We start from the raw sequence: 19,602 nt of genomic DNA on the forward strand, positions 1-19,602 counted from the left end.
ACTTTCCTCCTATGCTTCCTTAGCGAAAGGCATGTTGAATAAACGAAGTAATTCTCTAGCCTCTTCATCTGTCTTAGCTGTAGTTACAAAGATGATATCCATACCACGAGTCTTGTCGATCTTATCGTACTCGATTTCTGGGAAGATAATCTGCTCCTTGATACCAAGTGCATAATTACCTCTACCATCAAAGGAATTAGGATTTACACCTCTAAAGTCACGTACACGTGGAAGTGCAAGGTTGATGAGACGATCTGCGAACTCATACATCTTCTCTCCACGAAGTGTAGTCTTACATCCGATTGCCATACCTTCACGAATCTTGAAGTTAGCAACTGAATTCTTAGCCTTTGTTGTAACTGCCTTCTGGCCTGTAATCATTTCCATATCCTTGACTGCAGACTCAAGAAGCTTTGCGTTGTCCTTTGCTTCGCCAACACCCATGTTGACAACGATCTTTTCGATCTTAGGAACTTCCATAATATTCTTGTATCCAAACTTCTCTACCATTGCTGGTACGATATCATTAAGATACTGATCTTTTAATCTACTCAACGAACTGTTCTCCTTTCTTCAATTAGTCAATCACTTCGCCAGTCTTCTTAGCGAAACGGACTTTCTTATCTCCGTCCATCTTGAAGCCAACGCGTGTAGGCTGACCGTTATGAAGTAACATAACATTTGAAGCATCGATAGGAGCTTCCTGCTCGATGATACCGCCTGCTTGGTTAGCCATGCTAGGCTTAACATGACGCTTAACCATGTTAACACCTTCAACTGTAACGGTGTTATTCTTCTTATCTACTGCGATAACCTTACCTTCGTTGTTAACATCGCCACCAGCGATGACACGAACAGTATCGCCCTTTTTAATTTTCATTGTTGCCATCTACTCTTCCTCCTACAATACTTCTGGAGCGAGAGAAACAATCTTCATGAACTGCTTCTCACGAAGCTCTCTAGCTACAGGTCCAAAAATACGAGTTCCTCTTGGAGTCTTGTCATCTTTGATGATGACTGCAGCATTTTCATCAAACTTGATATAAGAACCATCTTTACGACGGGCACCCTTTACTGAACGAACAACTACTGCCTTAACAACGTCACCCTTCTTTACAACGCCACCTGGTGTTGCATCTTTAACGGTAGCAGTAATTACGTCGCCAATGTTGGCATATCTTCTTGTAGATCCACCCATAACACGGATAACAAGGATTTCCTTTGCTCCAGTATTATCGGCTACCTTTAATCTACTTTCCTGTTGTACCATTATAGTAGCCTCCTTTAATTATTTTGCTCTCTCGATTACTTCAACAAGTCTCCATCTCTTATCCTTAGAGAGTGGTCTAGTCTCCATAACCTTTACTGTATCACCGATGTGAGCGTCGCCGTTCTCATCGTGAGCCTTAAGCTTATATGTTTTCTTAACGATCTTGTTGTAAAGTGGATGCTTTACATTGTCACGGATTGCAACAACGATTGTCTTATCCATCTTGTCGCTTACAACAACACCTGTACGTGTTTTTCTTAAGTTTCTTTCCACGTCTTTGATCTCCTTTCAAATAATTAAGATTCTTCGTTATTACGCATTCTTCTCAGCTTCTGTGATAACAGTCTGAATACGAGCGATGTTACGGCGAACTTCGCGAATTCTTGCTGTGTTATCTAACTGGTTTGTAGCATTCTGGAATCTTAAGTTGAAAAGTTCTTTTTTAGCTTCTACGAGCTGAGCATTAAGCTCTGCTACTGAAGTGTTCTTTAAATCTTCTACGTACTTTGTATTCTTCATTATGCTTCACCGCCTTCTAAATCCTCACGGGAAACTATCTTGCACTTGCAAGGAAGTTTATGTGTAGCGAGACGAAGTGCTTCTCTAGCAACTTCCTCAGATACTCCTGAGATCTCGAATAATACACGGCCCGGCTTAACAACAGCTACCCAATATTCAAGTGTACCCTTACCTGAACCCATTCGAGTTTCAGCAGGCTTTGCAGTAACTGGCTTGTCTGGGAAAATCTTGATCCAAACCTTACCACCACGCTTAATGTAACGTGTCATAGCGATACGAGCAGCCTCGATCTGATTTGACTTAATCCAAGCTGGCTCCATTGCAACGATACCAAACTCACCGTATGCAATCTTATTTCCTCTTGAAGCTTTTCCAGCCATGTTCCCACGGAACTGCTTTCTGTGCTTCGCTCTCTTTGGCATTAACATATTATTGAGCTCCTCCTTCCACATTCTTCTTCTTTGGAAGTACTTCACCCTTATAGATCCATACCTTTACACCAACCTTACCATAAGTAGTGTCAGCCTCAGCGAATCCATAATCGATATCAGCACGGAGTGTCTGAAGTGGAATAGTACCTTCATTGTAAGACTCTGAACGAGCCATATCAGCACCACCAAGACGTCCTGAACAGCTTGTCTTGATACCCTTGATACCAGTCTTCATAGCGCGACCCATGCAAGACTTCATAGCTCTACGGAATGATACACGGTTCTCAAGCTGACCTGCGATGTTCTCAGCAACAAGCTGTGCATCACGATCTGGTCTCTTGATCTCCTTGATATCTACAACAAGCTTATCGCTTGTCTGCTTCTGGAGCTCACTCTTAATCTTGTCGATCTCAGCGCCGCCCTTACCGATAACAACGCCTGGCTTTGCTGTATAAACAGTTACCTTTACTCTACCAGCAGCACGCTCGATTTCGATCTTAGAAACGCCTGCAGCGTAAAGCTTCTTCTTAAGAAATTTTCTGATATTATAGTCTTCAACTAAGTAGTCTGAGAAGTTCTCGCCCTCAGCATACCACTTAGAATCCCAGTCCTTAATAACACCGACTCTTAAGCCATGAGGATTAACTTTCTGTCCCATGTTTTGCCTCCTTAATTTTTCTGATCAAGCACGATTGTGAGGTGGCTCATTCTCTTCTCGATTCTGTAAGCTCTACCCTGTGCTCTTGGTCTAATTCTCTTCATTGTAGGTCCCTTGTTTGCATAGCACTCAGCTACTACAAGGTCCTTGCGATCTAAGCCGTTATTGTTCTCAGCGTTTGCAATAGCAGACTTAAGTAATTTCTCTATAACACTTGAAGCGTATCTTGGATTGTACATTACGATAGCAAGAGCTGTATCAACATCCTTACCACGAATGGCATCAAGTACGAAACAAGCCTTCTGAACTGACATTCTAGCATAAGATAACTTTGCTGAAGGTCTTGTATCCTTTACATCGTTTCTCTCACGTTTAATTTGAGATCTATGTCCCTTAGCCATGATTAAAACTCCTTTCTGTTAATTAGCGTACCTTTGACTTCTTCTCGTCCTTGCCGTGACCTCTGTAGGTTCTTGTAGCAACGAACTCTCCAAGCTTGTGTCCAACCATGTCTTCTGTGACATATACTGGAACGTGCTTTCTTCCGTCATGTACTGCAATTGTATGTCCAACCATCTGTGGGAAGATTGTAGAACGACGTGACCATGTCTTGATAACTGACTTGTCGCCGCTAGCGTTCATAGCATCAACCTTCTTTAATAAGCTTGCATCAGCAAATGGTCCTTTTTTTAATGAACGTGCCATGTGTATCCTCCTTATTTGATTGCTCTACCATCGCGTCTTCTTACGATGAGCTTGTTAGACTGCTTGTGCTTCTTTCTTGTCTTGAGACCAAGAGCTGGCTTGCCCCAAGGTGTGCATGGACCTGGACGTCCGATAGGAGCGCGGCCCTCACCACCACCATGTGGATGGTCATTAGGGTTCATAACAGAACCACGAACTGTAGGTCTGATACCCATGTGTCTCTTACGACCAGCTTTACCGATCTTAACAAGGTTGTGATCACCGTTACCGATTACACCGATAGATGCGCGGCAGTTAAGAGGTACCATTCTCATTTCGCCTGAAGGAAGACGAAGTGTTGCATACTTTCCTTCCTTAGCCATGAGCTGTGCTGAGTTACCAGCTGAACGAACGAGCTGTCCGCCACGACCTGGATAAAGCTCAACATTATGAATAAGTGTACCAACTGGAATCTTCTCAAGTGGTAAGCAGTTACCAACTCTAACTTCAGCGTCAGCACCGTTCATAACTGTCATGCCGTCTGTAAGACCAGCTGGAGCAAGGATGTAAGCCTTCTCGCCGTCTGCGTAGCAGATAAGAGCGATGTTAGCTGTTCTGTTTGGATCGTACTCGATACCAATAACCTTTGCAGGAATTCCATCCTTATTTCTCTTGAAATCAATAAGTCTATATTTTTGTCTGTTACCGCCACCATGATGTCTAACGGTAATCTTACCCTGATTGTTACGACCAGCGTGCTTCTTAAGTGAAACAACAAGTGACTTCTCTGGTGAGTTCTTTGTGATCTCAGCGAAATCAGAACCAGTCATATTTCTTCTCGAAGGTGTATATGGGTTATATGTCTTAATTCCCATTTCTTTTCTCCTTTCAAAAACTCGTTTATTATCGCGCTCGACTGCGCATACATTAAATTATTTTAAAGACCTGAGAAAATCTCGATGTCTTTGCTATCAGCTGTAAGCTGAACGATAGCCTTCTTTGTCTTTGCTGTCTTTCCGTAAGTCATTCCACGTCTCTTTGTCTTGCCATCAGCGTTCATTGTGTTAACTGAAGCAACCTTAACTCCGTCGAACATCTTCTCAACAGCTTCCTTAATCATAGTCTTGTTAGCTTCTGGATGAACAAGGAATGTGTATTTCTTCTCAGCCATAGCGTTCATAGACTTCTCTGTGATTACAGGCTTAAGGATTACGTCATAATATTGTACGTTTGCCATTATGCATACACCTCCTGAATCTGATCAACAGCAGCCTTTGTAACAACTACTGTGTTGTACTTAAGGATGTCATATACGTTGATTGTGTTTGTAAGAGCTGTCTTAACTGTAGGAATGTTCTTTGCAGACATAACTACGTTCTTATCGTTAGAATCAAGAACTACAAGAGCCTTCTCAACGTTAAGGTTTGTAAGTACCTTTGCGAAATCCTTTGTCTTAATAGCATCAAGCTTTAACTCATCAACAACGATGAACTTGTTCTCATTAACAACTGAAGTAAGTGCAGACTTAAGAGCTGCTCTCTTCTCCTTCTTGTTAAGCTTGAATGAATAATCTCTTGGTGTTGGAGCGAATACTACGCCACCACCTGTCCACTGTGGAGATCTTGTAGAACCCTGTCTTGCATGACCTGTTCCCTTCTGTCTCCAAGGTTTTCTACCACCACCAGAAACCTCAGAACGTGTCTTAGCCTTCTGTGTTCCCTGACGGTTATTTGCAAGCTGCTGGACAACTGCCATGTGAACTAAGTGCTCATTAATCTCAACTGCGAAGATGCTGTCGTTAAGATCCATGGTGCCAACTTCTTTGCCTTCCATATTATATACGGATACTTTAGCCATCGCTAAGTTCCTCCTTTCCTATCGTAAGATTACTTTCCTGCTTTAACTGACTCTTTAATTGTTACAAGAGACTTCTTTGGTCCTGGAACAGCACCCTTTACTAAAAGCAGATTGTTTTCAACGTCAACACGTACAATCTCAAGATTCTGGATTGTAACTCTTGTTCCGCCCATCTGACCAGGCATACCCTTGCCCTTGAATACACGGCTAGGTGATGAACATGCACCATTTGAACCCTGATGTCTGTGGAACTTAGAACCATGAGCCATAGGTCCTCTGTGCTGACCTAATCTCTTGATAGCGCCCTGGAATCCCTTACCCTTTGAAGTAGCTGTTGCATCAACCTTGTCACCAGCCTCAAAGATATCAGCCTTGATTTCCTGAGCGAGCGCATAATCTGCACAATTATCAAATCTGAACTCTCTAACAAATCTCTTTGGCTCAACACCAGCCTTATCGAAGTGACCCTTCTCTGGCTTGTTTACGCCATTGCGATGAATGATTTCTTTGCGTCCGTTAGCATCCTTATTAACAAGCTTAACCTTCTTGTCAACAAAGCCAACCTGAACTGCATCGTAACCGTCGTTCTCTACTGTCTTGATCTGTGTAACAACACATGGACCAGCAGAAAGTACAGTTACAGGAATAAGCTCGCCGCCTTCATTGAAGACCTGAGTCATTCCGACCTTTGTAGCTAAAATAGCTTTCTTCATTTTTCTTACCTCCATTTTCTACAGCGGAACGCTTCTTGCCCATCTAATCAATACTGGGGTAGCGGAACCGTTCATCCTAGAACAGTGTCATATAAGTGGAACTAGATAAGAAATCTAAGTTGCTTCTATATAAAACCATCTTGGATGTTTACATGATTAATGAACTCAATTACTTGTTCTTGATGCTGATCTCAACACCTGCTGGCATCTCTAACTTAGAAAGTGCCTCAACAGTCTTCTGTGTTGGGTCGATGACATCAATCAATCTCTTATGAGTTCTCTGCTCGAACTGCTCACGAGAGTCTTTGTACTTATGTACAGCTCTAAGAATTGTAACAACTTCCTTCTTTGTTGGAAGAGGTACAGGACCACTAACCTGTGCTCCGTTCTTCTTAACAGTCTCGATGATTTTCTTGGCAGATGAATCTACTAACTCATGATCATAAGCCTTGAGTGTGATTCTCATAACTTGATTTGCCATAAAAAAAGTCTCCTCCTTTTTCGTTTTTCTAATTTCTGAAAAATCGAACAAGTGGCGACTGTACACTTACCCGTGTGTATCATGGTTTAAAACTCAAAGTTCGAACCAAGTTCTCACACGTCGTCTCCGCAAATGCGGACGGTTTTCTGTTGTACAGTGACTTGTCGTCAGTTTCCTAACTTGACATTCGCTCCACGGAAAACCAACCTGAGTAACTAGGTTGCAACCTCACGCTTCACAGCTATCATGTCACAGCAAGTAATAATATACACGAGAAAGGGAATACTAGCAAGAAAAAGATAAAAATTATTGTATTTTATTTAGTACAATTTTAAAAACAACTAAATCTTGTGGTTGAAATGAATTTTTTGAACTAGAAATCATTGAAGATTAATAATCTTTCAGTATAATAGTCAAAGCAAACACATTTGTAAAGTACATATATAATATAGAAAGGATAGTTACTGTTCATAGTAACATTAGTAAATCATGCAACCAGCTAATAATTGGAAGGATTACGAAATAATAGATTGTAGCTCTGGTGAGAAACTAGAGCGTTGGGGAGATTATGTTCTACTTAGACCTGATCCACAGGTAATCTGGAACACTAAAAAATCCTCTCCTTATTATAAGAAGCTTAACGCTCATTATCATCGTTCAAATAAAGGTGGTGGCGAGTGGGAGTTTTTTGATTTACCAGAGCAGTGGACCATCAGCTATCCTATCTGCAACAAGAAGCTTACATTTAACCTAAAGCCTTTTGCATTTAAGCATACAGGCCTCTTTCCTGAGCAGGCTGTAAACTGGGATTGGTTTTCTTCTATTATAAATAAGGAAATAAAAGAAAAGAATCACCCGGTAAAGGTACTTAACCTTTTCGCCTACACAGGTGGCGCTACACTTGCTGCAGCCGCAGCAGGCGCTCAGGTTACTCACGTGGATGCTTCAAAGGGTATGGTCCAGTGGGCAAAAGAAAATGCAGCCTCATCTGGTCTTTCAGATGCACCAATAAGATGGCTTGTAGATGACTGCCGTAAATTCGTAGAAAGAGAAATCCGCCGTGGCAATAAATATGACGGCATAATCATGGACCCTCCTTCATACGGAAGAGGTTCCAAAAATGAAGTTTGGAAAATCGAGGATGATATTTTCCCATTTATCCAGCTTTGTGAGCAGATTCTTGCAGATGACGCTCTATTTTTCCTAGTTAACTCATACACAACAGGTCTTCAGCCTGCTGTGCTTAACTATATGATTAGCACTGCTCTTTTGAAAAATCATCCTGGAGAAGTAACAGCTGATGAAATTGGTCTTCCTGTCACTGAGTCAGGTCTTGTACTTCCATGCGGTGCCAGCGGTCGTTGGACCAGGAAATAAACCAACAGCTACATTATTATAAAGAAGGAATTATTTATGACTACAACAATGCAAAACCCACTTGGAACTGAACCTGTTGGAAAGCTTCTTAGAAAATTTGCTATTCCTAGCATCATCGCCATGCTCGTAGGCTCACTCTACAACATGGTGGATCAGCTCTTCATAGGAAACTTTGTTGGCCCACTTGGAAATGGTGCCACAAATATTCAGTTTCCACTTTCAATTTTAAATATTTCCATTGCCCTGCTTTGCGGAATTGGCGCAGCTTCTACATTCAACCTTGCCATGGGACGAGGTGAAACAGAAAAGGCGGGCTATTATATAGGAAACGCAATTTCACTTATGCTTTTAGGTGGATTTGTTCTTCTTATTGTTACAGAGCTTTTCTTAGAGCCTATTCTTATTGGATGCGGCGCAACTGAAAATATATTACCTTACGCCGTTGAGTACTCACGAATCTGTGCACTAGGCTATCCACTTTTCATTCTTTCTGCAGGTGGTGCACATATTGTTAGAGCTGACGGCAGTCCAAATATGACTATGGCAATCAATGTAACTGGCGCCGTAATCAATACTGTTTTAGATTTCCTCTTTGTTGCAGTGTTTCACTGGGGAATGAAAGGAGCTGCTGTTGCCACAATTATCGGTCAGTATGTTGCCGGTTTTATGGTTCTTGTTTATCTTAAAAAATTCAAAACAGTAAAGCTTGAAAAGCAACATTTCATTCCAGACCTTGCCATTATCGGTTCAATCGCAGCTCTTGGTACTGCACCATTTATCAATCAGATTGCAATGATGATTGTTCAGATTGTAATGAACCATGTAATGGGTCATTACGGTGCTCAGTCAATTTACGGTTCAGATATTCCTATTACATGTGCAGGTATTATTTCAAAAGTTAACGGAATCTGTTTTTCATTTGTAATTGGTATATCTCAGGGACTTCAGCCAATTATTAGTTTTAATTACGGTGCTCAAAATTATAAGAGAGTTAAGAGTGCATTTTATCTTGCATTAAAACTTGCCGCAATTATCACTTTCACTAGCTGGGCTTGCTTCCAATTGTTCCCTCGCCAAATTGTTTCAATATTTGGTACTGGTGACGAGCTATCCTTCCAGTTCTGTGAAAAGTACTTTAGAATATTCCTTTTCGGAATCTTCACAGCATTTTTCCAGCCACTTGCTTCCAATTTCTTTACATCAATTGGAAAGCCATACAAAGGAATCTTTATGTCTCTAACAAGACAGGTGCTTTTCCTTGCACCACTTATTGTATTCTTACCTATGATATTTGGTTTCAATGGAGTTCTTTTCGCAGGACCAATCGCAGATGCTCTTTCATTTACCATCTGCTTCATACTGGTTAGAAAAGAATTCTCACATCCTGAATTTAAAGAAGCATAGAAAAACGCCGTCTGGCTCTTAAGCTAGACGGCGTTATTTTTATCCTATTTACATATAATCTGGTCTCGACCAGTTTCCTTGGCCTCGTATAGATTTGCATCTGCTCGATTAAGTACTTCGTCGATGGTCTCCCCTGGAACCAGGGCTGTCAATCCAAATGACATGGTAATCTGTCTATCGGTGTCTGGCACGTAAATGGTGCGAACCTGATCCATTATCATTGAAAGCTCTCGCCTTGCTATGTCAAGCTCTCGGTCCTTGAATATAAGAAGGAACTCCTCGCCGCCCCAGCGTGCTGCAAAGCCCTTGCCTACCATTCCAGCTTTTAGCTTGTCTGCCACTGCCTTAAGTACCACATCACCCATCTCATGACCGTAGGTGTCGTTAACCTTTTTAAAGAAGTCAATATCAGCGATGCAAAGGCAATATTTGACGCCTTGCTCTACTGCTGCAACACGAATCTCCTGAAGCTTTTTATCAGCGAAACGTCTATTGTTAAGTTCTGTCAATGCGTCGTATTCAACTAGCATCATAAGAGAATGAGCCATTCGCTTACCATCAGTGGCAAGATGCTTGATTTCATCATCTGCGCTCATCAATTCTCGAGGCATCTCACTTTTGAATTCTCCATTTGCCAGAGAATTCATATACTTGTCTATCTTTACAATTCTATTGGCAATGCGCTTGTTGTAGCGGACCATTATAAAGCCAAAGAAAACAGAAATAATCAAGCATACCGCTATAACAGGAATAACGTATTTGATTACCTCTCTGTTTACAAGTGCTCCAGATTCACATACAGCTATCATACCAATTGCTGTGCCATCATCTGATAAAAGTGGCTTGTAGTATGCAAAGCTCTTTTCATCATAGACCATTACATTAGTGTAGAAAGCGCTCTCCTTCTTTTCCAGAACATCTCTTTTTACTACAGCAGCAGCCGCTGTGCCCATGGCACTGTTGCCTTCTTCATCAGATAATGTGGTAATAATTCTAGTGTCATTGTAAAAAATAGATATCTGGATTCCAAGAACGTCAGATAGATTCTTCATCAAGGTGTCATCGCCATTAAGCTTCTCATCACCCTTGTATAAATCTACCTCGCCTGTCTCGCTATTGGTCTCAACTCTGAAATCCCCCACATAATATTTATCAAATATGAATCCAACAAGCTCTGCATTGCTTATCAATTCATCTTCTATTTTGTCGGTAATTGCCTTTTTTACAATACTTCCACTGACAGCCACAATAACAATTGTCATAATAGCAAGAGGAACTATTGTCATCCTAAGCATTTGAGTTTTAAGACTGTTTTTAAACTGTTTCTTTTTCATAATCACCCCTCATAAAGCCTGTTGTTAGTCTAATTATACAACATTTTACAATTAAGGTAAGTATTTATAAAAAAAGCAAAAGACGAGTCAATTAAGACTCGCCCTTTGTGTATGAAAGATTAGATTAAAGAAAATGAAAGAACCTACTTGTTACGTCTAGCCTTAACCAGTGCAAAAACAGATTGGAGAATGATGAAAATGCAAAGGAGGGCTGCTGTGGCAATGTTTGCCCAGCTTGAAAGGAGTTTTCCATTTGTATTAACAAGTACTGTAATTGTACCTGTGATCATTACACCGAAGAATGATCCTATAACATTTCCAACACCACCTGTAAGGAGGGTTCCACCGATTACGGCCGATGCGATTGCATCCATTTCTAGTCCTGTCGCCTGATTTACTGAACCGGACATTGTATTCAAGCAATAAAGAATACCACCGATTGAGCAAAGTAATGAAGAAAGGACATGGGATAACATCTTGGTCTTCTTAACATTAAGTCCCATCATTGTTGCTGACATTTGGTTTCCACCAACTGCATATAGATTACGGCCAAACTTTGTGTACTTAAGCATTAAGAAAATAAGGATGAGTACTAAAAATGCAATGATTACTGTTGGTCGTATATATGGAACAACGATTTTTCCATGTCTATTAGCCTTACCTAAAAATTCTGGAAGGTTAATTTTTGAATTTGCCCAAGCATAGAATGTTGGGTTGTCAGCTTCTGTAATAGAAATCTGTCCAGAGCAGATAACAGCTGTCATACCTCTTGCAAAGAACATACCTGCCATTGTTACAATGAATGGCTGGATTTCTAGATAACCTACAAGGAAGCCCTGAACTGCACCAAATATAAGTCCGATTACAAGAATCAGAATAACCATCTGAACAGCGCCCATTTTCCACTCAGTCATACCATAAACCAAAAGCATACAGTCCATTGCTATTACTGAGCCAACGGAAATATCAATTCCGCCTGTGAGCATTACGCATGTCATACCGCATGTTACACAGATAAGACCTGCGTTGTTAATTAAAATATTTAAAAATGTCTGGAGGTTTCCAAAACCTTTATCCTGATAGATTCCACAACCGATAGCGTACATAACAACAAATAATGCTATGGTTATGAAAACAAGTACAGTATTTGAATCAAGTTTTCTCTTTGTCTTCATTATGCCGCCTCCTTTACACTAGCTTTTTGAGCTCTTCTAGCTGCCATGTATGCCTTAAAGGCTGGAGCCTGCACAACTACGATAATAATAACGATAATTGCCTTAAATACTGGTGCCTTATCAGTTGAAACACCCATTGCAAGAAGTGTTGTTGTGATAGCCTGAATTGTATAAGCACCGATGATTGATCCTGCAAGATTGAATTTACCACCGCCAAGTGAGTTGCCACCAAGAGCAACTGCAAGGATGGCATCCAATTCAAATGTAAGACCAATATTATTTGAATCAGCTGAATAGATTCTTGATGAAGCTACAATACCTGCAATACCTGCGCAGATGCCGCAAATTACATAGCAGATAAAGCAAATAACTTCTGAGTTGATACCTGATATTCTAGCTGCGCGGCTATTGATACCAACTGACTGAATATAAAGTCCTAAAGCTGTTTTCTTAAGAAGAATAGACACAACAGCTATTACAATTATTGCCACAAAAACTGGTGTAGGAATTGGACATCCCGGCAAGAAATTTCCCAGATACTTGTACGGCTCATAACGAATATAAGTAATCTGGTTGTTGCAAAGCAAAAGACCTATAGCTCTACCTGCTGTAAACAGAATCAGCGTAGCAACCATTGGCTGTATTTTAAGCTTCGCTACAAGTGCACCATTCATTGCGCCACTGAGACCGCCCATGAATACACCAAATAACATACCAACTACCATTGGTACTGCAAGTGTTGATACTGAGTTGTTACCATATCCTGCAAGCAACATACAGCATCCACATGCTGAAAGGGACATTACAGAACCCACTGAAATATCGGTTCCCGCTGATACCGCTACTACAAGGGTCTGTCCAACTGCTAAAATCGCAATCTCTGAACCACGATTTAAAATATCAATAATTCTACCAAACAAAACACCGTTGTTGATTTTAATAGCGAAGAAGTCTGGGGACTTAATCACATTAATCAACAATACCAAAATCATACAAAAAATCGGCAAGAACAGTGGTTTCTTTGCAAGCTTCTTAAAATTCTCCATCATTATTCTCCACCTCCTGCTATGGCAGCCATGACTGATTCCTGAGTCATCTCGCCAGATATTTCTCCAACTTGTGCGCCATCACGCATTACATACATTCTTGTGCATGTACGAAGCATCTCCTCTATTTCAGAAGAAATGAAGACGATACTCATTCCATCTTCCTCGGCAAACTTAAGGGCAAGCTTCTGGAATTCTGTCTTAGTACCGATATCGATACCTCTTGTTGGCTCATCAAGAATAAGGAAATCAGGATGTGTGCATAACCATCTTGCCAGGATAACCTTTTGTTGATTACCACCTGATAATTGATTTATAGGAGTCTCCCTTGATGCAGTTTTAATCTGCAACATATCTATGAACTTATCTGCAATTTCATTTTGTTTTGAAGCTGGAATCTTTTTGAACATACCATTCTTTGCCTGAAGGGCAAGAATAATATTCTCCCTAACTGAAAGATCACCAATACATCCATCGGCCTTTCTATCATCTGGCAAATATCCCATACCAGCTTTGATAGCATCAAGTGGCTCTTTAATGTTGAGCTTCTTGCCGTTGACTTTTAATTCGCCAGTTTGAGCTTTATCTGCACCATAGATGCAGCGCACCATCTCTGAGCGGCCCGACCCAAGAAGGCCAGTAACGCCCACAACCTCGCCCTTTTTAATCTGGAAATCAAATGGCTTAATTGTTCCCTTGTGGCTGAGATTAGTAGCATCAACAACAACATCGTCCGAAACATGTGAGGCTCCTTCCTTTTTAATAGAGGCAAGATCGTCGAAATCCTTACCAAGCATTGCCGCCACAAGCTTGACACGAGGCATTTCTTCCACCGAATACTCACCAGCAAACTCGCCATTTCTCAGAACAGTAATTGTGTCACACACTTCATAAACCTGCTCTAAGAAATGAGTAACAAATATTATTCCAACTCCCTTTGCTTTAAGATCTCTCATTACCTTGAAGAGCTTTTCAACTTCATTATCATCAAGTGATGATGTTGGCTCATCAAGAATGAGAACTTTACAATCCATATCTACAGCTCTTGCAATAGCTATCATCTGTTGTATTGCAAGAGAATAATTTTCAAGTGCAATAGTTACGTCAATTTTTAATTCCAATCCATCGACTATCTCTTTTGCTTTCTTGTTCATTGTTCTCCAGTCGATGGTTCCAATAGGTGTCTTTGGCTCGCGGCCAATAAATAAGTTTTCTGCCACAGTCAGGTTAGGACAAAGGTTAACTTCCTGGTATACTGTAGCAATTCCTTTTTCCTGGGCCTCTAATGTTGAGTGGTTTATTACTGGCCCATCCACTCCTGCTACATGAATCTCACCTGCGTCGAGAGAATAAACACCAGTCAACACTTTGATAAGTGTAGACTTGCCCGCACCGTTTTCTCCCATAAGCGCATGTATCTCTCCCTTTCTAAGAGTAAACTGTGCATGATCTAATGCTTTTACACCTGGAAAGGATTTGGATATGTCCCGCATAGTAATCAAAATATTTTCATCCATAATCGTTCTCCACTTTCTTTATTTCTAATATCTACGCTAGTTACGCATACAAGCCTTGGCTTTTTCTTATACCTGTTACGTTCACAAGCCATAGTATTGCTTCGGTCATCTAAAACGATTCCCTTAAGCAATCTAAGAGCTTGTGAACTACAGGTAATTAAACATTTCACCACCAAAAGCTTGATAGCTACTAGCTTAGTTATAATAATAGGGGAGGACATCCTCCCCTATTTTCTTTACTACTGGTAAACTATGCTTTGCTCAATCCTGAGCATGCATTTTTTAGTATGAAGCCTGTGAAGCTGCATCAGTTACTACGATAAGATCCTCTGTAACCTCTTCACCAGCGTTGTTTGTATATGTGATTGAAGGAAGGATATCTTCTGCTACGTACCATGGCTCTGTCATGAATGTTTCCTTAGCAACTGTCTCACCATTCTGAAGTGCCTTGATGATATCTGCACAATAAGAACCCTGAAGTGGGTAGCACATGAAGTCTGCATTGATATCGCCTGACTGTACATACTCAAGACCAGCCTTGCAAGCATCAAATGAGATAAGGATTACATCGCCGTCAACACCATAAGAAACACCAGCTGCCTTCATAGCATCCATAGCACCAAATGCTTCGTTATCATTCTGGCAAACAACTACGTTGAACTTACCTGCATATGACTTGCAGTAAGACTCCATAACCTGCTGTCCACCTTCCTGTGTAAAGTTACCATCCTGTGAATCAAGGATTGTCCATCCCTCTTCGTCAGCGTACTTCTTAAATCCATCTGTACGTCCGATCTGAGCTGAAGAACCATTAGAACCCTCGATAACGAGAACGTTAAGGTCATCAATACCCTTTGCCTCAGCGTAAGCCTTGAGCCATGCACCAGATGCAAGACCTTCGTTCATGAACTCTGAACCTACCCATGAAACATACTTATCAGAATCTTCGATTGTTCTATCGATTACGATTACAGGAATACCTGCGTCCTCGCACTCTGTAAGAACTGTATCCCAACCTGTTGAAACGATAGGATCGATTACGATGTAATCAACGTCGTTCTGAACGAACTGTCTAACTGCATCGATCTGAGCCTTTGAATCGTTATCACAATCAACAAACTGAAGATCATATCCGTTAGCTGCTGAGAAAGCATCCTGAACTGATTTAGTAGATGCTGTACGCCAATCAGACTCATGTCCAACCTGTGCAAAACCAACTGTAATTACATCTCCGTTAGCAGCTGCGTCTCCGCCCTCAGCCTCTGTAGCCTCACCGCCATCTGCTGGTGCTGCTCCACCTGTGGAACCACCATCAGAACCACATGCTACCATTGATGCAGCCATGAGGGTTGCAAACATTCCTGCTAATAATCTTTTTTTCATAAGGTTAATCTCCTTCCTTCTCCTAACCAGCCCCAATTGCTGGCCCTTGTTTTTTTCTAATCCTAATGTAGCATCATGAAATTTTTGCAACAATAAAACAGGTGCAAAAAAGTTGGTTTCTAAACATAGGATAGTACCAATTTTTACCAGTCCAATATTTTGCATACCAATTTCAGGATTAAGTGTTGATTTTTCATTTTTAGGTTGAATATTTTTAATTTAAAAAGAGAATATTTTAAGATTGGTATGTTTGAATGTTGAACAATTTTCATACCAATTTTAGTCAAACTATGCTATCATTTGATTTATGAGAGGGGAACTCTTACGCTTAGGGGGATAATTTTTATGATTCCAAAATATATTTTACTTAGAGAAAAAATTAATGAGGAAATTTTACAGGGCACCTATCCAATGGCCTCAAAATTACCTACAGAAGTTGAACTTGCTAAAATTTATAATGTAAGCCGCTCAACGGTGCGACAGGCCTTAGATCTACTTGTTAAGGACGGAATAATAAGCAAACACTGGGGAAGTGGAAATACAGTTATAGGTAAAAGTGATTCTTCTAAAAAAGATACAGTGATGATTTTACTTCCAGATATTTCATCTCAAAGAGGCAGTTCACTTCTTTCTGATATTTCATCTACACTTTTAAAACAAGGCTTTAAAGTAGAGCACCACCAGACTTCTAATGAATTTTCCAAGGAGCGTAGCTACCTTCAGCTGATGCTAGATGATATGTATGCAGGTCTTATAATTGAGCCAGCACTTTCAGCTCTTCCTTCTATGAATGTGGATTTGATGCAACAGCTCCTTCGTCGCAAGACTCCTGTTATATTCTTGGAAGCAACACCTATTGGCATATATAATGGCAAGGAGATTTCATCTGATAGTTACAACCTAGGCTACCAGACAGCTCGCTCTTTTATAAACATGGGTAAAAAAGATTTAGGTGGAATTTTTCTACTAGATAATAAATCTTCAGTTCTGACATATTCTGGATTTGTAGATGCTATTAGAGATGCAGGACTTTCGTATCATGACAATTGTTTTCTCTGGTGTAATTCAAAGGATCCAGTGGGGGTTAATACTAGAAGCTCCTCTTTTATAAACAAATTTTTAAAGCAAGCCTATAATACAGTAGAAACTGTATATCTCGATGACGACACCATAAATGTAGATGGTATCTATCCTGTATTTAGGTCAGAAATAGAATCTAAAAGTATAGGCAAGCCTGCTGCAAAGGCACTTATATCAATGATTAAATAAAAAATGCCAAGGAGTAATTCCTTGGCGTTTTTTAGAATTTTCTTGATGCAATAAAATCCACATCTAGCATATCACTTGTAAAACATTCCTCATGAATATATGTAATCTTTGGCACCACTTTTTCTTTTTCAAGATGATTTATAAGATTATAGATATATGGACCCTGGAGGGGATTACACTCTACCTCTATGCTTATCTGACCTGCCATACACATGGTTAGGGCTGAATTCATAGCGTCAAATGAGACCACCTTAATTCCACCTTCCATTCCATATCTTACTCCAGCCTCATTCATGGCAGCTATTGCACCAAAAGCTTCCTCGTCATTTTCGCAGTAAACTACATCTATATTTCCTGCGCCAACTTCCTTTAGGGCATTTGACATTATTTCTCGCCCCTTAGCCTTAGTAAACTCTCCGCAATCCTGATACACGATGTTCCAATTATCGTGAGTCTCTATGGCATCTTCGAGGGCCTTGGTTCTGCCAAGCTGTGCTGATGAGCCAAGTGTTCCCTGGATATGTACTATATTTACCGGTCTATCTGCTTTTCCATTTTCTGCCAGAAGAATTTCTAAATTCGTAATTGCATAGTCCCCTTCTGCTTTGAAATCTGAGCCAACAAAGGCTGTGTATAGAGATTCATTTGAAACCGTTACGTTTCTATCGCAGATTATTACTGGAATCCCAGCTTCCTTTGCCTCTGACAATACTGTATCCCAACCTGTCTCCACTATAGGGCTGATGATAATATAATCAACTCCCTGCTGGATAAATGTCCTTATGTCCTTTATCTGATTATCCTGTTTTGACCGGCCATCCTTATAGATTAGCTTGTAGCCTCGCTCCTCGGTGAAATTCTCCTTTACAGAATCTGTTAAAGCAACACGCCAGGCAGACTCTGCTCCAGGCTGGGAAAATCCCACTGTTATAAGAGAACTTTCCTCTTCTTCTACGTATGGATCAACTGTTTTCTCCTGACAAGCAATCACCACAAATGCAAGCATAATGCAAAGGAGACCAATCACTATTCTATTGTTCTTAAACATTAATTATCCCCTTCTCGCTATTTAATATTTTAGGAATAACAGCTATTACTGTTGTTCCAACCCCCTCAGTACTTGCTATGGTAAGTCCGTATTCTTCACCATACAAAAGTTGCATTCTCTCATGGACAGTTCTAAGGCCAAATCCTGTCTTTTCTCCTGTCTCAATTGCTGTTCGCATTTCCTGCAAACGCTCTTCTGTCATTCCAGCTCCATTATCCCTAACAGAAAGCTCTATCTTGTCTCCCAAGTCCACAGCCTCTACTCGAATAGAGCCCTTTTCTCGCTGAAGCTTGATACCGTGGTAAATACTATTTTCAACCAAAGGCTGAAGCGTCAGCTTTGGAATAGAATAATCGTAAAGGTCCTTTGGAATAACCACCTCGTAATCCATCCTATCCTGATATCTAACCTTTTGGATTGCAAGGTAACTAAGTACATGTTTTTCCTCTTCTTCCAGGCTGATAATATCCTTACCTCGACTTAAACAGAATCTAAAGAAATCCGATAAGGCACTTACCATCTGTATACTATCTTCTTTTTTGTCTGCCTCAATGAGCCAGATAATTGTATCTAAAGTATTGTACAAAAAATGCGGATTAATCTGAGCCTGAAGTAGCTCCAGCTCAGCGTGGCGTTTTCTTCTCTCAGCCTTTTTATTCTCCTGAATCAAAGAATTAAGCTGCCCCACCATTTCCTCAAAACCATCTGACAGAGTCTGAACCTCAATCTCCTCTGCCTCAACCGGTATCCTCTGTTCAAAATCTCCCTTTTGAATATCCCTTACACGATTGGTCAGCTTTGTAAGTGGATTAGTAATTTTCTCGGTAGTATGTGTTGTGTATACGCCAATAGCTATAACAAGCAGAATAACCGCCACTATAGTGGCTATAATCAAGTATTGTAGCTCTCTGGTAATCTCTGTCTGCAACTGGCTCAAGTGAACTGACTCGTGATACAGATAGTCGTACATAAATGTCTGAATCAGCTCCGTTAGGATGTAAATATTATTCTCCAGCTGAACCATCCCCTCATCATAGGAGGTGGCATTATCTATTTCATCCATTCTCTCCTCAAGGGTGATACACAAATCTCTAACTGATTCTATAGCATCGATACTAGGCTTTTCTTGTGTCTGCTTCAAAAGCTGATCTGCAAGCTCTCTTGCGCTTTCAACCTCATCCACTGGCTTTCCTTCAGAATAGGCACTATCGCTGACATAGTAAAACATTTTCAAATCAACATCGTTTTTGAAATCCTGGTTGAACTCAGAAGCTGCCGTTACATTATGAAGGATAGTTCGATACTGAATTGAATACCATCCTAAGATGCCTATGAGAATAGCAATAACTATACTCATAGGCAAAAGAATTACTGTTATTAATTTGTGCAGCATATGGCTGGTGGTAGTTTTTTTCTTTAGTTCCCCGCGTATTCTC

Annotated in this window: 24 protein-coding genes; 3 read left to right on the forward strand and 21 right to left on the reverse strand. The window is 40.6% G+C overall.

Translation table 11 applies throughout. The features are described 5' to 3' along the window. Positions 1-9: 9 nt before the first annotated feature. The 14 genes from rplE to rpsJ form a co-directional block, all read right to left on the reverse strand. Complete coding sequence (gene rplE / locus F0Q01_RS07020) at positions 10-555, reverse strand: 50S ribosomal protein L5 (protein ID WP_090153839.1); 546 nt, start codon at positions 553-555, stop codon at positions 10-12. Between the two features lie 22 nt (positions 556-577). Continuing rightward, a complete protein-coding gene (rplX, locus tag F0Q01_RS07025) occupies positions 578-889 on the reverse strand; it encodes a 50S ribosomal protein L24 (RefSeq protein ID WP_015548349.1) in 312 nt (103 codons plus the stop codon). 12 nt (positions 890-901) lie between these two features. Then, positions 902-1,270 (reverse strand): 50S ribosomal protein L14, encoded by a 369-nt coding sequence (gene rplN / locus F0Q01_RS07030; RefSeq protein WP_015548350.1) that lies wholly within the window; start codon positions 1,268-1,270, stop codon positions 902-904. A gap of 18 nt (positions 1,271-1,288) precedes the next feature. Beyond that, positions 1,289-1,543, reverse strand: a complete 255-nt coding sequence (gene rpsQ, locus F0Q01_RS07035) for a 30S ribosomal protein S17 (RefSeq protein WP_028234423.1) — start codon at positions 1,541-1,543, stop codon at positions 1,289-1,291. A 39-nt stretch (positions 1,544-1,582) separates the two neighbouring features. Further along, positions 1,583-1,789: a 50S ribosomal protein L29 gene (gene rpmC / locus F0Q01_RS07040; protein WP_015548351.1), complete on the reverse strand. Its 207-nt coding sequence runs from the start codon at positions 1,787-1,789 to the stop codon at positions 1,583-1,585. Beyond that, entirely contained in the window at positions 1,789-2,217 is a 429-nt protein-coding gene (rplP, locus tag F0Q01_RS07045; protein WP_072914961.1) for a 50S ribosomal protein L16, read from the reverse strand. The genes rpmC and rplP overlap by 1 nt, the downstream gene beginning before the upstream one ends. 1 nt (position 2,218) lies before the next feature. Continuing rightward, positions 2,219-2,878 (reverse strand): 30S ribosomal protein S3, encoded by a 660-nt coding sequence (gene rpsC / locus F0Q01_RS07050; RefSeq protein WP_090153841.1) that lies wholly within the window; start codon positions 2,876-2,878, stop codon positions 2,219-2,221. Positions 2,879-2,889: 11 nt separating this feature from the next. Next, positions 2,890-3,279, reverse strand: a complete 390-nt coding sequence (rplV, locus tag F0Q01_RS07055) for a 50S ribosomal protein L22 (RefSeq protein ID WP_015548354.1) — start codon at positions 3,277-3,279, stop codon at positions 2,890-2,892. 22 nt (positions 3,280-3,301) lie between these two features. Then, the gene (gene rpsS / locus F0Q01_RS07060) at positions 3,302-3,583 is read right to left on the reverse strand and encodes a 30S ribosomal protein S19 (protein ID WP_028234427.1); all 282 of its coding nucleotides are present in this window, start codon (positions 3,581-3,583) and stop codon (positions 3,302-3,304) included. 11 nt (positions 3,584-3,594) lie between these two features. Further along, positions 3,595-4,437 (reverse strand): 50S ribosomal protein L2, encoded by an 843-nt coding sequence (rplB, locus tag F0Q01_RS07065; RefSeq protein ID WP_090153843.1) that lies wholly within the window; start codon positions 4,435-4,437, stop codon positions 3,595-3,597. Positions 4,438-4,499: 62 nt separating this feature from the next. Next, a complete protein-coding gene (gene rplW / locus F0Q01_RS07070; RefSeq protein ID WP_028248325.1) occupies positions 4,500-4,799 on the reverse strand; it encodes a 50S ribosomal protein L23 in 300 nt (99 codons plus the stop codon). Beyond that, a complete protein-coding gene (rplD, locus tag F0Q01_RS07075) occupies positions 4,799-5,419 on the reverse strand; it encodes a 50S ribosomal protein L4 (protein ID WP_090153845.1) in 621 nt (206 codons plus the stop codon). The genes rplW and rplD overlap by 1 nt, the downstream gene beginning before the upstream one ends. A 29-nt stretch (positions 5,420-5,448) precedes the next feature. Further along, positions 5,449-6,132, reverse strand: a complete 684-nt coding sequence (gene rplC, locus F0Q01_RS07080) for a 50S ribosomal protein L3 (RefSeq protein ID WP_015548359.1) — start codon at positions 6,130-6,132, stop codon at positions 5,449-5,451. A 169-nt stretch (positions 6,133-6,301) separates the two neighbouring features. Continuing rightward, positions 6,302-6,613 carry a 30S ribosomal protein S10 gene (rpsJ, locus tag F0Q01_RS07085; protein ID WP_015548360.1) on the reverse strand — a complete coding sequence of 104 codons (312 nt, stop codon included), beginning with the start codon at positions 6,611-6,613 and terminating at the stop codon, positions 6,302-6,304. A gap of 489 nt (positions 6,614-7,102) precedes the next feature. Between rpsJ and F0Q01_RS07090 the strand changes: the two genes are divergently transcribed. After that, entirely contained in the window at positions 7,103-7,990 is an 888-nt protein-coding gene (locus F0Q01_RS07090) for a class I SAM-dependent methyltransferase (RefSeq protein ID WP_090487772.1), read from the forward strand. Between the two features lie 36 nt (positions 7,991-8,026). Next, entirely contained in the window at positions 8,027-9,394 is a 1,368-nt protein-coding gene (locus tag F0Q01_RS07095) for an MATE family efflux transporter (RefSeq protein WP_090487775.1), read from the forward strand. Positions 9,395-9,438: 44 nt separating this feature from the next. Here F0Q01_RS07095 and F0Q01_RS07100 read toward each other — a convergent pair whose 3' ends face one another. From F0Q01_RS07100 to F0Q01_RS07120, 5 genes are all read right to left on the reverse strand, one after another. Then, positions 9,439-10,728: a diguanylate cyclase domain-containing protein gene (locus F0Q01_RS07100; protein WP_090153852.1), complete on the reverse strand. Its 1,290-nt coding sequence runs from the start codon at positions 10,726-10,728 to the stop codon at positions 9,439-9,441. A 143-nt stretch (positions 10,729-10,871) separates the two neighbouring features. Next, positions 10,872-11,903, reverse strand: coding sequence for an ABC transporter permease subunit (locus tag F0Q01_RS07105; RefSeq protein WP_090153854.1), 1,032 nt, complete (start codon positions 11,901-11,903; stop codon positions 10,872-10,874). Continuing rightward, complete coding sequence (locus F0Q01_RS07110) at positions 11,903-12,952, reverse strand: ABC transporter permease (protein WP_330386080.1); 1,050 nt, start codon at positions 12,950-12,952, stop codon at positions 11,903-11,905. Before F0Q01_RS07110 ends, F0Q01_RS07105 begins: the two co-directional genes overlap by 1 nt. Next, entirely contained in the window at positions 12,952-14,466 is a 1,515-nt protein-coding gene (locus F0Q01_RS07115) for a sugar ABC transporter ATP-binding protein (protein WP_090153856.1), read from the reverse strand. Before F0Q01_RS07115 ends, F0Q01_RS07110 begins: the two co-directional genes overlap by 1 nt. A 282-nt stretch (positions 14,467-14,748) precedes the next feature. Then, positions 14,749-15,849 carry an ABC transporter substrate-binding protein gene (locus tag F0Q01_RS07120; RefSeq protein WP_090487781.1) on the reverse strand — a complete coding sequence of 367 codons (1,101 nt, stop codon included), beginning with the start codon at positions 15,847-15,849 and terminating at the stop codon, positions 14,749-14,751. Positions 15,850-16,194: 345 nt separating this feature from the next. On the opposite strand from F0Q01_RS07120, the gene F0Q01_RS07125 reads away from it, so the two are divergent. Beyond that, positions 16,195-17,118 (forward strand): GntR family transcriptional regulator, encoded by a 924-nt coding sequence (locus F0Q01_RS07125; protein ID WP_090487783.1) that lies wholly within the window; start codon positions 16,195-16,197, stop codon positions 17,116-17,118. A 31-nt stretch (positions 17,119-17,149) separates the two neighbouring features. On the opposite strand, the gene F0Q01_RS07130 is transcribed toward F0Q01_RS07125, so the two are convergent. Both F0Q01_RS07130 and F0Q01_RS07135 read right to left on the reverse strand, forming a co-directional pair. Next, entirely contained in the window at positions 17,150-18,166 is a 1,017-nt protein-coding gene (locus F0Q01_RS07130) for an ABC transporter substrate-binding protein (protein WP_090487785.1), read from the reverse strand. After that, entirely contained in the window at positions 18,159-19,523 is a 1,365-nt protein-coding gene (locus F0Q01_RS07135) for a sensor histidine kinase (protein ID WP_242869250.1), read from the reverse strand. The genes F0Q01_RS07130 and F0Q01_RS07135 overlap by 8 nt, the downstream gene beginning before the upstream one ends. Positions 19,524-19,602: the final 79 nt, after the last annotated feature.

This window comes from Pseudobutyrivibrio xylanivorans, from assembly GCF_010906925.1.
Taxonomy (GTDB): domain Bacteria; phylum Bacillota; class Clostridia; order Lachnospirales; family Lachnospiraceae; genus Pseudobutyrivibrio.